The sequence below is a fragment of the Shimia biformata genome, assembly GCF_016888515.1.
GTDB classification, from domain to species: Bacteria; Pseudomonadota; Alphaproteobacteria; order Rhodobacterales; family Rhodobacteraceae; genus Shimia_A; species Shimia_A biformata.
The window spans coordinates 1,037,700-1,050,271 of sequence record NZ_JAFEJK010000001.1 but is presented as its reverse complement, the minus strand read 5'-3'; the positions used below and the strand labels follow the sequence as shown (position 1 = coordinate 1,050,271).

Below are 12,572 nucleotides of genomic sequence, written 5' to 3'. Positions count from 1 at the left end.
GGGCTCAGATCCTGAACCGCATGACGACGCGTTGCGTGCCGCGCTGCACCATCAGAGACACCGTCCGGCGGGCGTCCCTGAGCGCCGCCTCGACATCTTTCGGAGTCGCTGTCGGGCGTTCACCCACGCCAAGGATCACGTCACCCCGGCGAAGCCCGGCGCGGGCTCCGATCTGGCCCGGGTCCTCGACCACTACGCCCTCGGCCGACAGGGGCAGACCGTATTCGCTGAGGACCGCCGGATTGATCCGGCTCAGCACAAGACCCGGTATGGCGGCTTTGCGTGAAGTGGTCAGCGTCTGGCGCGGCGGGTCGTCGGGTGCGGGCACAAGATCGACCGCAACAGTGCGCATCTCACCATCCATCAGCCCAGTGATATCCGCCGTAGCGCCAAGACCTGCAACGGACATGCGAAACACCATCTCGGCTGGTGTGTTCACCGGCAGCCCGTCCACTTCGAGGATCACATCCCCCGGGCGGAACCCGGCGCGGGCAAAGGGGCTGACGTCATGCAGGTTGGAAATCACGATGCCGCCCGGGACGGTCAGACCGATGCTTTCGGCGATATCAACATCGACCGGCTGACCGAACATCCCTGCCCAGGGGCGTTGAAACCGGGTCTCACCGGCATGGGCCTGTTTCACGAATTCCGCCACCAAAGAGGACGGAATGGCAAAGCCGATCCCGTTCGATCCGCCCGAGCGCGTCAGGATTGAGGTGTTGACCCCGATCAGCGCGCCATTCACGTCAACCAGCGCCCCGCCCGAGTTGCCCGGGTTGATCGGTGCATCCGTCTGGATGAAATACCCCTGCGCGTTGCCCGTCGCCACACCGGATCGGGCCAACCCGGATACGATCCCGCTGGATACGGTTTGACCAACACCGAACGGGTTGCCGATGGCCAGGACCAGTTCACCAACTTCAACGGTGTCGCTGTCGCGCAATTGCAGAAACGGCATTGCATCCGCGCCATCCATTTTCAGGATAGCCAGATCACTGTCCTGATCGGCCAACAGTACATTCGCCGAGAACTCGCGCCGATCATTCAGCACAACGCGAATATCCGTCGCCATGCCAACCACGTGGTAGTTCGTCACGACGATGCCGTCTTCGGTGAGGATCACCCCAGACCCGAGCGAATTCTGAACCTGGGGGCGGGTCTGGCCGAAATCGCGGAACAGGTTCTGGAAAAACGGATCGTCCATGAAGGGCGATGACCGGACTTCGACCACGCGCTTGGCATAAATATTGACCACGGCGGGCGCGGTTTGCTTCACCAGCGGGGCAAACCCTAGCGCGATCTCAGTCTGACTGGCAGGCACACGGGTCTCGGCTTGGGCTGTGATCCCAAGCGCCAGAAATACACTGACAAGAACGATCCGAAGCATCTTTCCCTCATACATTGCCCTGCCGATATGCAAAGCGTCGCGGCGGATTGCAAGTGTTGGGCAGGGTACGGGGCGTCCACCCTGCCCGGCCAAATGTGCACAAAAACAAAAAAGGCCCCCGCCGTTGGGCGAGGGCCAATCAGGTTCGAAAAAGCGCGGGATTACTCCTCAGCGGCTTCTTCCACTGCGACGCGCGCCTTGTCAGCAGCGCCTTTCGCGTCGACGTCACGGTCGACAAATTCGATGATCGCCATCGGCGCCATGTCACCATAGCGGAAGCCCGCTTTCATGATGCGCAGGTAACCGCCGGGACGCTCGGCATAGCGCGGGCCCAGCACGTCGAACAGTTTCGACACATACTGGTCTTCCTTCAGACGCGAAGCCGCCAGACGGCGCGAGTGCAGGTCGCCTTTTTTCGCCAGCGTGATCAGTTTTTCAACGATCGGGCGCAGTTCCTTGGCTTTCGGCAGGGTGGTCTTGATCTGCTCATGCTCGATCAGCGAGCCAGCCATGTTTGCAAACAGCGCCTTGCGATGCTCATGAGTACGGTTCAGGCGGCGATAGCCACGTTTATGACGCATGGGTCTTTCTCCAGTTCATGCCCTCTACGGGCGGTTTTGCTTTGTCCGGGGCTCCGTTGCGTGTCGGAGCCCTCTCCTTGGGGCCTTTGCCCATAATGTCCCCGGCTTGACCGGGCATTTGATGAAGACGCGCTTAGAACGCGTCTTCGAATTTCTTGGCCAGATCTTCGATGTTGTCCGGCGGCCAGTCCTCGACGTCCATGCCAAGGTGCAGGCCCATGCCCGACAGGACCTCTTTGATCTCGTTCAGCGACTTGCGGCCGAAGTTCGGGGTGCGCAGCATCTCGGCTTCGGTTTTCTGGATCAGGTCGCCAATATAGACGATGTTGTCGTTCTTCAGGCAGTTTGCCGAACGGACCGACAGTTCCAGCTCATCCACTTTCTTCAACAGAAGCGGGTTGAACTCGAGACCATCGTCTTCTTCCTGACGGCCGGCGGCTTCGGGTTCGTCGAAGTTGACGAAGATCGACAGCTGGTCCTGCAGGATGCGCGCGGCAAAGGCCACGGCGTCTTCGGGCGTGACCGAACCGTCGGTTTCGACCTTCATGGTCAGCTTGTCATAGTCCAGAACCTGGCCTTCACGGGTCGGCTGAACGTCATAGCTGACGCGCTTGACCGGCGAATAGATCGCGTCGATCGGGATCAGACCGATAGGCGCATCTTCCGGCTTGTTCTTGTCAGCAGAAACATAGCCCTTGCCGGTATTCACGGTCAGTTCCATGAACAGGTCGGCACCGTCATCGAGGTGGCAGATCACGTGTTCCTTGTTCAGGATCTCGATGCCAGCGCTGTCCGAAATGTCACCGGCGGTGACGACGCTGGGGCCCTTGGCGTGGATCGACAGGCGCTTGGGCCCTTCGACTTCCATGCGCAGGCTCACGCCTTTCAGGTTCAGGATGATGTCGGTCACGTCTTCACGCACACCGGCCACCGACGAGAACTCGTGCAGGACGTTGTCGATCTGGACGCTGGTGATCGCTGCACCTTGCAGCGACGAAAGCAGTACACGGCGCAGGGCGTTGCCCATGGTCAGACCAAAACCGCGCTCCAGCGGTTCGGCAACGACGGTCGCCTGGCGTGCGGGATCATTGCCCGGCTTGATGTCAAGCTGGGTGGGTTTGATCAGTTCCTGCCAGTTCTTGTGGATCATGCGTAGTGCCTCCATACCTGTCGCGGCCCGATGTCCGAAAGGCGCGCGACGCCCGAGGTTTTCAAAATGACGAACCGGGGCCGCGGAATCCCGCAGCCCCGATGATAGAAATGTCGCTTAGACGCGGCGGCGCTTCGGCGGGCGGCAGCCGTTGTGAGCAATCGGGGTCACGTCGCGGATCGAAGTGATGTTGAAACCGATTGCGGCCAGCGCGCGCAGAGCCGATTCACGACCCGAACCGGGGCCCTGAACTTCGACTTCCAGCGTCTTGACGCCGTGTTCCTGAGCCTTCTTGCCAGCATCTTCAGCCGCCATCTGAGCAGCATAGGGGGTCGATTTGCGCGAACCCTTGAAGCCCATGGTGCCAGCCGACGACCACGAGATCGCATTGCCTTGCACGTCCGAGATCAGGATCTTGGTGTTGTTGAACGACGAGTTGACGTGAGCCACACCCGACGCAATGTTCTTGCGCTCTTTGCGCTTGGTACGAGTCTTATCGCGTGCCATGGATCAAGCCCCCCTTACTTCTTCTTACCGGCGATCGGTTTTGCCGGACCTTTGCGGGTGCGGGCATTGGTGTGGGTACGCTGACCACGGACAGGCAGGTTGCGACGGTGACGCAGGCCACGGTAGCAGCCCAGGTCCATCAGGCGCTTGATGTTCATTTGCACTTCGCGGCGCAGGTCACCTTCAACGGTGTAGTTTGCGTCGATGTGCTCACGGATGGCCAGAACCTCGGCATCCGACAGCTCGTTCACACGACGGGTTGCGTCGATGTTCACGGCTTCGCAGATGGCTTTGGCGGAGGTGTTGCCAATACCGGTGATGTAAGTCAGGGCGATCGGGACCCGTTTGTGGGTCGGGATGTTAACGCCGGCAATACGTGCCACGTGTCACTTTCCTTTTCGTTGCGGTTCCGTAGCACCGGAACCTTTTTTCACAACACAAGCCCGACGATTTTCCCGCCGGGCCGCAGCTGATGAGGTGGTCTTGCGTCAGGGGCGCGACCCCTTCGGCAATATGTGATTCTCCCCGAAGGGATGGGGTCGTTTATGGGGAATTGACCGGAGGGTCAAGAGGAAGGTTGCAAACCAGTTCCAAGAGCAGGGAAATCCGTACCGCGCCGTCCCGTGACTGCCATCGGCGCACCACTCAAAAGCAAACGGCGGCCTATGTCGCAAAGCCGCCGTCAAAAACCTTTTCCGGTGCAGCGTCCTGTCAGCCAAGCACCGATGCAATCGACGCTTCGACCTCATCCATCGAGGCCAGCCCATCAATCGACGTCAGGTTGCCCTTGGCATGGTAATAGCCGATCAGCGGCGAGGTTTGCTTGTAATACGCCATCAGGCGCACTTTCAGGCTTTCCTCATTGTCATCCGCGCGGGCCGTCCCGCCGTTGGCGACAGCTTCTTTGGCGCGGTTGAGGATGCGTTCGACCAGCACTTCGTCATTGACCTGCATTTCGATCACGGCATCCAGCTTTTCGCCGAACTCGTCCAAAAGGTCAGCCAGTGCATCCGCCTGGGCCAATGTGCGCGGGAAGCCGTCAAAGATGAAGCCGCCCTTCTTGTCGCCTTCCAGCCGCTCGCGGATCAGCCCGATCACGATCTCGTCGGTGACAAGTTCGCCACGATCCATAACCTCGGCGACCTTCTTGCCCATCTCGGTGCCCGAGGTCTTGGCCGCCCGCAGCATGTCACCTGTCGACAGCTGGATCATGTTGCGTTTTTCAACCAGGCGACCAGCCTGAGTTCCTTTGCCCGCGCCCGGCGGTCCCAGAAGTATGATGTTCATCGACGCGCCGGTCCCTTGCGTTTGCGCTTGCCACGGCCCTTGCCGGACAGCTGCGATTTCTCGATCAGCCCTTCATATTGATGGGCCAGCAGATGGCTCTGGACCTGCTGAATGGTGTCCATGGTCACCGAAACAACGATCAGAACCGAAGTGCCGCCAAAATAGAAGGGGATCGCGAACTGGCCACGCAGAATCTCGGGAAGGAGACAAACTGCCGCAAGGTAGAACGAACCCAGGACCAGGATACGGTTCACTACGTATTCCAGGTATTCCGCAGTTTTCTTACCAGGACGGATGCCCGGAACAAAACCGTTCTGGTTCTTCAGGTTATCTGCAACTTCGTCCGGCTTGAACGAGACGTTGAAGGTGTAGAAATAGGCGAAGAACACGATCATCAGCGTGAAGAACGCCAGATAGAGCGGCTGACCGGGGCCAAAATAGGCCAGGATCGTCGACATGATCGGGCCGGTCTGTGCCCCCGAGAAAGTCGAGATCGTGGTTGGCAGCAGGAGCAGCGACGACGCAAAGATCGCCGGGATCACGCCCGCAGGATTGACCTTGACCGGCAGATGGCTTGACCCACCGTCATAAACTTTCATCCCGACCTGGCGGCGCGGATACTGAATATGGATCTTGCGCAAAGCGCGTTCCATGAACACCACGAAGGCGATCACGGCAATAACCATCACGATCACACCGACAATCACGGCGGGGCTGATGGCGCCAGAGCGGCCTTGCGACAGGAATTGTGCCAGCGCTGCGGGCACCTCGGCGATGATTCCGACGAAGATAATCAACGAGATACCGTTGCCGATGCCGCGCGCGGTGATCTGCTCACCCAGCCACATCAGGAACATGGTGCCGCCAACCAGCGTGATCAGGCACGACAAGCGGAAGAACAGACCCGGATCGGTAACAAGGTCACCCGCCTCAAGGCTGACCGCCAGCCCCCAGGCCTGCAACGTGGCAAGGGCCACGGTGCCATACCGGGTATACTGGTTGATCTTCTTGCGCCCCTGTTCGCCCTCTTTCTTGAGCTGCTCAAGCGCAGGCACCATCGAGGTCAGAAGCTGCACGATGATCGAGGCCGAAATATAGGGCATGATGCCCAGAGCAAAGATGCCCATCCGTCCCAGCGCACCGCCGGTGAACATGGTCAGGATGCCCCCGATACCCTGCGCCGCTTCTTCCATGAACTCGCGCAGGGCGGCGCCGTCGATGCCGGGAACCGGAATATAGGTTCCAAGGCGATAGACGATCAGCAAACCCAGCGTGAACAGGATGCGGTTGCGAAGGTCGGTGGCTTTGCCAAGTGCGGCCCAGCTTGTATTGGCCGCCATTTGCTCTGCTGCAGATACCATTCGGCTCTCTCTTGATAACAAACGCCGCCAAGACCGTTTTCCGGTCCGGCGGCGTCAAAGGAAAACTTGTCGAGTTATGTAAGGGGCATCTTCGCCCCCCACAACCTCTTATTCAGCCGCGGACGCGGTTGTGACCTTGAGCGAGCCGCCAGCTTTTTCGACAGCTTCGACCGCCGACTTCGATGCGCCGGTCACTTCCAGGTTCAGCTTGGCCGATACTTCGCCTTTTGCCAGGACGCGGATACCGTCCAGCTTGCGGCGCACCAGGCCCGATGCAACCAGCACGTCCTCGGTGATTGCGGATTTGGCGTCCAGCTTGCCGGCGTCGACGAACTTCTGGATCAGACCCAGGTTCACAACGGCAAATTTCTTCTGGTTCGGCTTGTTGAAGCCACGCTTGGGCAGACGTTGATAGAGCGGCATTTGGCCGCCTTCATAGCCGTTGATGGCCACACCCGAACGCGATTTCTGACCCTTGATACCACGGCCACCGGTCTTACCCTTGCCCGAGCCCGGGCCACGGCCAACGCGCATGCGTTTCTTGGTTGCGCCTTCGTTGTCGCGCAGTTCATGCAATTTCATGTCGCTTCTCCTTGCCGGATGTGGCCCCCGAAGCGTTAACGGGCCAAACTCGGCTTTTTTTGATTGTTGATTCTTGCGATCCCAAAGGACCACCGGGGGCGTATACGCGTGTTGCGGCAGCGGATCAAGAGGACACCGCCCCGCCTCGTGTCAGAAATTTCGCGGGCTATTTACCTGCCCTCTGACAGGCCGCCGGCGCGTGTATTGTCAGGCGGCCTCGTCCAAAGGTTCCAAATCGCTGAGCGCAAGCGGCGCTTCGCAGCATGCGCAGACAACCCGCGCTGTCGCCTCGGCCCCGCAGGTTTTGTGACGCACGCGGAACGGCGGAGCGGTATCGGCGATCCACTTGTCGCCCCAGGCCGCCATCGCCATCAGCACGGGCACGAAGTCCACCCCCTGAGCGGTCATCACATAGCGATAACGCTTGGGTCGGTCGCTATAGAGGGTCTTTTCCAGCATCCCATGCTCGACCAGCCGGTTCAGGCGTTGGGTCAGCGTGTTGCGACTGACCCCCAGAGACTGATGAAAGTCTTCAAAGGTGGTCACCCCACGCGCCGCGTCTCGCAAGATCAGTGGCGTCCACCAGTCCCCGATGATGTCCACGGTCCGTGCGAGTGAACAATCCCACTGGGAGAAGTCGTTGCGCTTCATATCACTCCCCTTTCAACGAGAGAGTTGCAAAACTGAACTGTCTATGCAAACAAATTGTCAGTTCACCTTTTGAACTGAGTCGCATCAAGCGAGATTTGAACCTTTGATAGGAAAACGACATGACACAGACGAACCTGCCCCGATTGGTGGCACTCTGCGCTGGCTTTGGCGCTACCATGGTGGCGTTGATGGTGGGCATTTCGGTGCAGAACGGCACCGGCTTTCAGGATTTCGAATCGATCCTGCGCCACGGCACGCCCGAAGCCTATGGTGATGCGATCGTAAGCTCCGCACCCGTGCTGCGGCTGATTTACCCTCTGGATACGATGTATATCTTTTCTTACGTCACCATGGTCTTTGCCATGGTCCAACTGGTACCCGAACGCCGAACGGCGGGCATTCTTGCCCTGATTGCTGTGCTGATGACCGCCGGGCTGGACTTCATCGAGAACAATCACATCCTGGCGATTGCCGCGGCAGCCGAGCGCGGACAAATGCCGGACATGGCACGGATCACCTTTGAAACGGTCGTGACCCAGAGCAAGTTCAACTTCGGCCTGCTGCTGACACTGACCTTGTCCTTCCTCATCTTGCAGGAGGGCCGCGCCGCCAATTCCACCAGATGGCTGGCACGTGCGGTTGTCGTGCTGGCCCCGGTTGCTCTGCTTTCACCCGTCACCACGCTGATCTACCTGAGCATGAACATTGGGCTCGGCTACCTGATCGCCTACCTTTACTGGCCCCGCCGCGACCATGCGTTCGCAGTAGCGGGTGCAAACGCCTAGGCGCAGCGGACGCCGAAAAAGTTCAACGTGGATCCTGATGCAGGTAATCGGCCCAATAGGGCACGAGACCTTGGGTCCACGCTGACTTTAGTTTTGCGACGTGGGTCTGGATCGGGCCAGCGGATTGGATCGGGGTTGGCATGAATTTTTCTCCGATAAAATGTACGTGTTAGCGCCCGACTACGCCCCTTCACTGCTTCGAGCCACAGTCAACAGGACAAGCCGGTGTTGCGCAATCTGCATGGAACCTTTGAACTCGCCTGCCCTTGGTTCAGGTTGTGCGGGCAGAAGAACCTCCCCACGAAGGAAGGGCAAAAAAGTGCCGCCACCGCATGTTGGTTGACCGTTGTGTGCCTCGATGCCACCTTCGCAACCATGTCAAAGGAACGATCAAACCGAAATTCAACCATGCGCAACTTGTCCGAGGCCACAGTCGACGGGGTTGCGCCCTTGCTCGGGGCCGGGTCCACAGCCGCGGATCTGATGCGATTTCAGGATGATGAACTTTTGACATTCCTGCAGGTGCGCCTGGCACAGGCAAACGGAGCGCGAAGACGCGCGCGCTGGTTTGGCGGCCGCTGGATTAACCGCGTTACAGGTGAAGACCCTGACGCCATCGTCTTGTCCGGCATCCACCTTAGACACGCGCTCAACCTAATCGGCGCGGAGATTCCAGAAGGGTTGGCAGCCCGGAAACAGTTTCGAATACCCCGCCATGTCGCAGAGGCCGCCGTAGAACGGTTGCAGGCGTCGAAGAAATGACAAACGCCCCGGCCATTTCTGACCGGGGCGTTTCAATTCACATCCGTTGAAAAGGGCGCTTAGCCTTTTTCTTCGATGATCTCGACAAGGTGCGGGATCTTGTTGACCATGCCGCGCACGGCGGGGGTGTCTTCAAGCTCGCGGGTCTTGTGCATCTTGTTCAGGCCCAGACCGATCAGCGTCTTGCGCTGGATCTCGGGGCGACGGATCGGCGAGCCGATCTGCTTCACAACGATGGTTTTTGCCATGTCCGTGTCTCCTTACGCTTCAGCTGCTTCGGCTGCCGGTGCGTCATCCTTTTTCAGGATGTCGGCAACTTTCTTGCCACGGCGCGCGGCCACCTGACGGGGGCTTGCTTCTTTTTGCAGGCCGTCGATGGTGGCGCGGATCATGTTGTAGGGGTTCTGCGAACCGATCGACTTGGACACAACATCCTTGACGCCCAGCATTTCGAACACGGCACGCATCGGACCACCGGCGATGATACCAGTACCTTCCGGCGCGGTGCGCATGACGACCTTACCGGCACCGTGACGACCTTCCATGTCGTGGTGCAGGGTGCGGCCCTCGCGCAGCGGCACACGGATCATCTGACGCTTGGCTTGCTCGGTGGCCTTGCGGATGGCCTCGGGGACCTCTTTCGCCTTGCCTTTACCAAAGCCGACGCGACCTTTTTGGTCACCGACAACAACCAGGGCGGCAAAGCCAAAGTTCTTACCACCTTTGGTGGTTTTCGAGACGCGGTTGATCGCTACCAGACGATCTGCGAATTCCGGGGTTTCTTCTTCGCGGTTGCGACCGCGACCCCGACGGTTTTCACGTTCTGCCATAAGGCACTCCATTTTCGTTCTGGCGCGTGACGCGCCCTGATTTTTCCAATCGCAGTGACCTTTGCAGGCCCCCGATCATCGAGGCGGATTGCCCCGCCTTCACGTGCAAACCGCGCGGATGAGCGCAGCCTGCGGTTTTTTTCGCGGCTGGGTGCGTGACATCACGCACCCGACCGATCAGATCTTCAGACCACCTTCACGCGCGGCGTCGGCCAGAGCCTTCACCTTGCCGTGGAAGAGGAAACCACCGCGATCGAAATAGGCTTCGGTCACGCCGGCTTTCTTTGCGCGTTCGGCAATCGCGGCGCCCACTTTGGCAGCGGCTTCCACGTTGTTCTTGCCAACCACGCCCAGGTCTTTCTCCAGCGACGAGGCGCTTGCCAGGGTCACACCGTTGACGTCGTCGATCAGCTGAACGCTGATGTTCTTGTTCGAACGGTGCACCGAGAGGCGCATCTTGTCGCTGTTGACCTTGCGAAGTTTGTTCCGGACGCGCAGGCGGCGCTTGAGGAACAGTTCCCGTTTGCTGTTTGCCATCTGTCTGGTCCTTACTTCTTCTTGCCTTCCTTGCGGAAGATGTACTCGTCTTTGTACTTGATGCCTTTGCCCTTGTAGGGCTCGGGCTTGCGCCATTCGCGGATGTTGGCCGCAACCTGGCCGACGAGTTGTGCGTCGGTGCCCTCGATAATGATCTCGGTGGGCTTCGGTGCGGTCACGGTCACGCCGGCCGGCACTTCGAAGTTCACGTCATGGCTGAGGCCAAGCGCCAGCTTCAGGGTGTTGCCCTGCATCTGGGCCCGGTAACCAACGCCGTTGATCTCGAGTTCTTTTTTAAAGCCCGAAGTCACGCCGGTCACCATGTTGGCGATCACGGTGCGCGACATGCCCCATTGCTGACGTGCGCGCTTGGACGAACCACGCGGCGTCACGGTCACAACGTTGTCTTCCACGGCCAGCGTGACATCGTCAGTGGCGGTAAAGGACTGGGTGTCTTTCGGACCTTTGATTTCGATGGTCTGGCCGGAGACAGAGGCAGTGACGCCGCTGGGCAGCTCGACCGGTTTTTTACCAATACGAGACATCTGCTTCTCCTTAGAAGACCGTGCAGAGCACTTCGCCGCCAACATTGTTGGAGCGTGCGCTTGCATCCGACATCACACCTTTCGAGGTGGAGACAATCGACACACCCAGGCCCTGGCGGACGGTGGGAACGTCATCGACGCCCATGTAAACGCGACGGCCGGGTTTCGATACCCGCTTGAGTTCGCGAATGACAGGGGTGCCTTCGTAGTATTTCAGGCTGATTTCAAACGCCGGATGGCCGTTTTCTTCAGACTTTTCATAGCCGCGGATGTAGCCTTCGTCAGCCAGCACATCCAGAACCCAGCCGCGCAGCTTCGAAGCGGGGGTCGACACGGTCGACTTGCCACGCATCTGGCCGTTACGGATACGGGTCAGCATATCACCGATAGGATCGTTCATATCTTAACCCTCCTTACCAGCTGGACTTGACCATGCCGGGGATCTGACCAGCAGAACCCAGCTCGCGCAGCGCGATACGGCTGATCTTCAGCTTACGGTAGTAAGCGTGCGGACGGCCGGTCAGCTGGCAACGGTTATGAAGACGGGTTGCCGACGAGTTGCGCGGCAGTTTCGCCAGTTTCAGACGCGCCTTGAAGCGCTCTTCCATCGGCTTGGATTCGTCGTTCGCGATCTCTTTCAGAGCGGCACGCTTGGCGGCATATTTCTCCACCAGCGCCTGACGCTTCTTCTCGCGTTCGATCATTGCTTTTTTAGCCATGTCTATTCCTTCCCGCGGATCAGCTGTTGAACGGCATGTTGAAAGCTTTCAACAGCGCTTTTGCTTCCGCGTCGGTCTTTGCGGTGGTGGCGATCACGATGTCCATGCCCCAGGCTTCATCGATCTTGTCAAAGTCGATTTCCGGGAACACGATGTGTTCTTTCAGGCCCATGGCATAGTTGCCGCGACCGTCGAACGATTTGCCCGAAACGCCGCGGAAGTCGCGGACGCGGGGCAGTGCAACAGTGATCAGACGATCGAGGAATTCGTACATCCGGTCGCCGCGCAGGGTCACTTTCGCGCCCATCGGCATACCTTCACGCACGCGGAAACCCGCGATCGAGTTCTTTGCCACCGTGGTCAGGGCTTTCTGGCCGGCAATTGCGGTCAGGTCAGCCTGAGCGGACTTGGCTTTCTTGCTGTCTTTCACAGCCGCACGGCCACAGCCGATGTTCAGAACGATTTTCTCCAGCTTGGGGATCATCATCTCGTTCTTGTAGCCGAACTCTTCCTTCAGGGCGCCACGGATGGTGTCCTTGTAGAGGTTCTTCAGGCGCGGGGTGTAGTTTGCGGTATCAAGCATCGATCACGTCCCCCGTGGTCTTGGCGAAACGGACCTTCTTGTCGCCTTCCATGCGGAAGCCAACGCGGGTCGGTTTGCCGTTTGCGTCCAGATAAGCCAGGTTCGACAAGTCGATCGGCAGTGCCTTGGGCAGGCGGCCGCCCTGTTCAGTCTGGCTTTGGCGGGTGTGGCGGATGGCGATGTTGATGCCTTCCACGACAGCTTTGCCGGCTTTCGGGTCAACAGAAGTGATGGTGCCTTCCTTGCCCTTGTCCTTGCCGGCCAGCACGACGACCTTGTCGCCTTTTTTCAACTTGGCAGCCATC

General features: G+C 59.2%; 19 protein-coding genes. 2 read left to right on the top strand and 17 right to left on the bottom strand.

Annotated elements, in window-relative coordinates; all coding sequences use genetic code 11:
- Positions 1-4 precede the first annotated feature (4 nt).
- The 9 genes from JQ863_RS05130 to JQ863_RS05090 all read right to left on the bottom strand — a co-directional run bounded on the left by JQ863_RS05130 (position 5) and on the right by JQ863_RS05090 (position 7,506).
- Positions 5-1,387, bottom strand: coding sequence for a trypsin-like peptidase domain-containing protein (locus JQ863_RS05130; RefSeq protein WP_204113238.1), 1,383 nt, complete (start codon positions 1,385-1,387; stop codon positions 5-7).
- A 161-nt stretch (positions 1,388-1,548) separates the two neighbouring features.
- Positions 1,549-1,968 (bottom strand): 50S ribosomal protein L17, encoded by a 420-nt coding sequence (rplQ, locus tag JQ863_RS05125; RefSeq protein ID WP_204113237.1) that lies wholly within the window; start codon positions 1,966-1,968, stop codon positions 1,549-1,551.
- Between the two features lie 133 nt (positions 1,969-2,101).
- Complete coding sequence (locus tag JQ863_RS05120; RefSeq protein WP_204113236.1) at positions 2,102-3,118, bottom strand: DNA-directed RNA polymerase subunit alpha; 1,017 nt, start codon at positions 3,116-3,118, stop codon at positions 2,102-2,104.
- A gap of 117 nt (positions 3,119-3,235) precedes the next feature.
- Positions 3,236-3,625, bottom strand: a complete 390-nt coding sequence (gene rpsK / locus JQ863_RS05115; RefSeq protein WP_108857342.1) for a 30S ribosomal protein S11 — start codon at positions 3,623-3,625, stop codon at positions 3,236-3,238.
- A 14-nt stretch (positions 3,626-3,639) separates the two neighbouring features.
- Entirely contained in the window at positions 3,640-4,008 is a 369-nt protein-coding gene (gene rpsM / locus JQ863_RS05110; RefSeq protein ID WP_204113235.1) for a 30S ribosomal protein S13, read from the bottom strand.
- A 328-nt stretch (positions 4,009-4,336) separates the two neighbouring features.
- Positions 4,337-4,912 carry an adenylate kinase gene (locus tag JQ863_RS05105; RefSeq protein WP_204113234.1) on the bottom strand — a complete coding sequence of 192 codons (576 nt, stop codon included), beginning with the start codon at positions 4,910-4,912 and terminating at the stop codon, positions 4,337-4,339.
- On the bottom strand, positions 4,909-6,273 hold the full coding sequence (secY, locus tag JQ863_RS05100) for a preprotein translocase subunit SecY (RefSeq protein WP_204113233.1): 1,365 nt from the start codon (positions 6,271-6,273) through the stop codon (positions 4,909-4,911). The genes JQ863_RS05105 and secY overlap by 4 nt, the downstream gene beginning before the upstream one ends.
- A 108-nt stretch (positions 6,274-6,381) precedes the next feature.
- Positions 6,382-6,855, bottom strand: a complete 474-nt coding sequence (gene rplO / locus JQ863_RS05095; protein ID WP_204113232.1) for a 50S ribosomal protein L15 — start codon at positions 6,853-6,855, stop codon at positions 6,382-6,384.
- A 207-nt stretch (positions 6,856-7,062) separates the two neighbouring features.
- On the bottom strand, positions 7,063-7,506 hold the full coding sequence (locus tag JQ863_RS05090; protein WP_204113231.1) for a winged helix-turn-helix transcriptional regulator: 444 nt from the start codon (positions 7,504-7,506) through the stop codon (positions 7,063-7,065).
- 119 nt (positions 7,507-7,625) lie between these two features.
- Here JQ863_RS05090 and JQ863_RS05085 point away from each other — a divergent pair, with 119 nt between their 5' ends.
- Positions 7,626-8,291 (top strand): hypothetical protein, encoded by a 666-nt coding sequence (locus JQ863_RS05085; RefSeq protein ID WP_204113230.1) that lies wholly within the window; start codon positions 7,626-7,628, stop codon positions 8,289-8,291.
- Between the two features lie 225 nt (positions 8,292-8,516).
- Positions 8,517-9,053: a hypothetical protein gene (locus JQ863_RS05080; protein WP_204113229.1), complete on the top strand. Its 537-nt coding sequence runs from the start codon at positions 8,517-8,519 to the stop codon at positions 9,051-9,053.
- Positions 9,054-9,112: 59 nt separating this feature from the next.
- Here the strand turns inward: JQ863_RS05080 and rpmD are convergent, their stop codons facing one another.
- The 8 genes from rpmD to rplX all read right to left on the bottom strand — a co-directional run bounded on the left by rpmD (position 9,113) and on the right by rplX (position 12,571).
- Entirely contained in the window at positions 9,113-9,301 is a 189-nt protein-coding gene (gene rpmD, locus JQ863_RS05075) for a 50S ribosomal protein L30 (RefSeq protein ID WP_204113228.1), read from the bottom strand.
- A gap of 12 nt (positions 9,302-9,313) precedes the next feature.
- Positions 9,314-9,883, bottom strand: a complete 570-nt coding sequence (gene rpsE / locus JQ863_RS05070; protein WP_204113227.1) for a 30S ribosomal protein S5 — start codon at positions 9,881-9,883, stop codon at positions 9,314-9,316.
- 177 nt (positions 9,884-10,060) lie between these two features.
- A complete protein-coding gene (gene rplR / locus JQ863_RS05065; protein ID WP_204113226.1) occupies positions 10,061-10,420 on the bottom strand; it encodes a 50S ribosomal protein L18 in 360 nt (119 codons plus the stop codon).
- A gap of 11 nt (positions 10,421-10,431) precedes the next feature.
- A complete protein-coding gene (rplF, locus tag JQ863_RS05060) occupies positions 10,432-10,965 on the bottom strand; it encodes a 50S ribosomal protein L6 (protein WP_204113225.1) in 534 nt (177 codons plus the stop codon).
- Positions 10,966-10,975: 10 nt separating this feature from the next.
- Positions 10,976-11,365 carry a 30S ribosomal protein S8 gene (gene rpsH / locus JQ863_RS05055; RefSeq protein WP_204113224.1) on the bottom strand — a complete coding sequence of 130 codons (390 nt, stop codon included), beginning with the start codon at positions 11,363-11,365 and terminating at the stop codon, positions 10,976-10,978.
- 13 nt (positions 11,366-11,378) lie between these two features.
- Positions 11,379-11,684: a 30S ribosomal protein S14 gene (rpsN, locus tag JQ863_RS05050; RefSeq protein ID WP_204113223.1), complete on the bottom strand. Its 306-nt coding sequence runs from the start codon at positions 11,682-11,684 to the stop codon at positions 11,379-11,381.
- Positions 11,685-11,703: 19 nt separating this feature from the next.
- Positions 11,704-12,267, bottom strand: coding sequence for a 50S ribosomal protein L5 (gene rplE, locus JQ863_RS05045; protein WP_204113222.1), 564 nt, complete (start codon positions 12,265-12,267; stop codon positions 11,704-11,706).
- Positions 12,260-12,571 (bottom strand): 50S ribosomal protein L24, encoded by a 312-nt coding sequence (gene rplX / locus JQ863_RS05040; protein ID WP_204113221.1) that lies wholly within the window; start codon positions 12,569-12,571, stop codon positions 12,260-12,262. The genes rplE and rplX overlap by 8 nt, the downstream gene beginning before the upstream one ends.
- Position 12,572: the final 1 nt, after the last annotated feature.

What these genes read in the sequence shown, in the direction of transcription:
- JQ863_RS05130 (WP_204113238.1), bottom strand. Translation starts at nt 1,387, where the DNA reads ATGCTTCGGATCGTTCTTGTCAGTGTATTTCTGGCGCTTGGGATCACA.
- rplQ (WP_204113237.1), bottom strand. Translation starts at nt 1,968, where the DNA reads ATGCGTCATAAACGTGGCTATCGCCGCCTGAACCGTACTCATGAGCAT.
- JQ863_RS05120 (WP_204113236.1), bottom strand. Translation starts at nt 3,118, where the DNA reads ATGATCCACAAGAACTGGCAGGAACTGATCAAACCCACCCAGCTTGAC.
- rpsK (WP_108857342.1), bottom strand. Translation starts at nt 3,625, where the DNA reads ATGGCACGCGATAAGACTCGTACCAAGCGCAAAGAGCGCAAGAACATT.
- JQ863_RS05105 (WP_204113234.1), bottom strand. Translation starts at nt 4,912, where the DNA reads ATGAACATCATACTTCTGGGACCGCCGGGCGCGGGCAAAGGAACTCAG.
- secY (WP_204113233.1), bottom strand. Translation starts at nt 6,273, where the DNA reads ATGGTATCTGCAGCAGAGCAAATGGCGGCCAATACAAGCTGGGCCGCA.
- rplO (WP_204113232.1), bottom strand. Translation starts at nt 6,855, where the DNA reads ATGAAATTGCATGAACTGCGCGACAACGAAGGCGCAACCAAGAAACGC.
- JQ863_RS05090 (WP_204113231.1), bottom strand. Translation starts at nt 7,506, where the DNA reads ATGAAGCGCAACGACTTCTCCCAGTGGGATTGTTCACTCGCACGGACC.
- JQ863_RS05085 (WP_204113230.1), top strand. Translation starts at nt 7,626, where the DNA reads ATGACACAGACGAACCTGCCCCGATTGGTGGCACTCTGCGCTGGCTTT.
- rpmD (WP_204113228.1), bottom strand. Translation starts at nt 9,301, where the DNA reads ATGGCAAAAACCATCGTTGTGAAGCAGATCGGCTCGCCGATCCGTCGC.
- rpsE (WP_204113227.1), bottom strand. Translation starts at nt 9,883, where the DNA reads ATGGCAGAACGTGAAAACCGTCGGGGTCGCGGTCGCAACCGCGAAGAA.
- rplR (WP_204113226.1), bottom strand. Translation starts at nt 10,420, where the DNA reads ATGGCAAACAGCAAACGGGAACTGTTCCTCAAGCGCCGCCTGCGCGTC.
- rplF (WP_204113225.1), bottom strand. Translation starts at nt 10,965, where the DNA reads ATGTCTCGTATTGGTAAAAAACCGGTCGAGCTGCCCAGCGGCGTCACT.
- rpsH (WP_204113224.1), bottom strand. Translation starts at nt 11,365, where the DNA reads ATGAACGATCCTATCGGTGATATGCTGACCCGTATCCGTAACGGCCAG.
- rpsN (WP_204113223.1), bottom strand. Translation starts at nt 11,684, where the DNA reads ATGGCTAAAAAAGCAATGATCGAACGCGAGAAGAAGCGTCAGGCGCTG.
- rplE (WP_204113222.1), bottom strand. Translation starts at nt 12,267, where the DNA reads ATGCTTGATACCGCAAACTACACCCCGCGCCTGAAGAACCTCTACAAG.
- rplX (WP_204113221.1), bottom strand. Translation starts at nt 12,571, where the DNA reads ATGGCTGCCAAGTTGAAAAAAGGCGACAAGGTCGTCGTGCTGGCCGGC.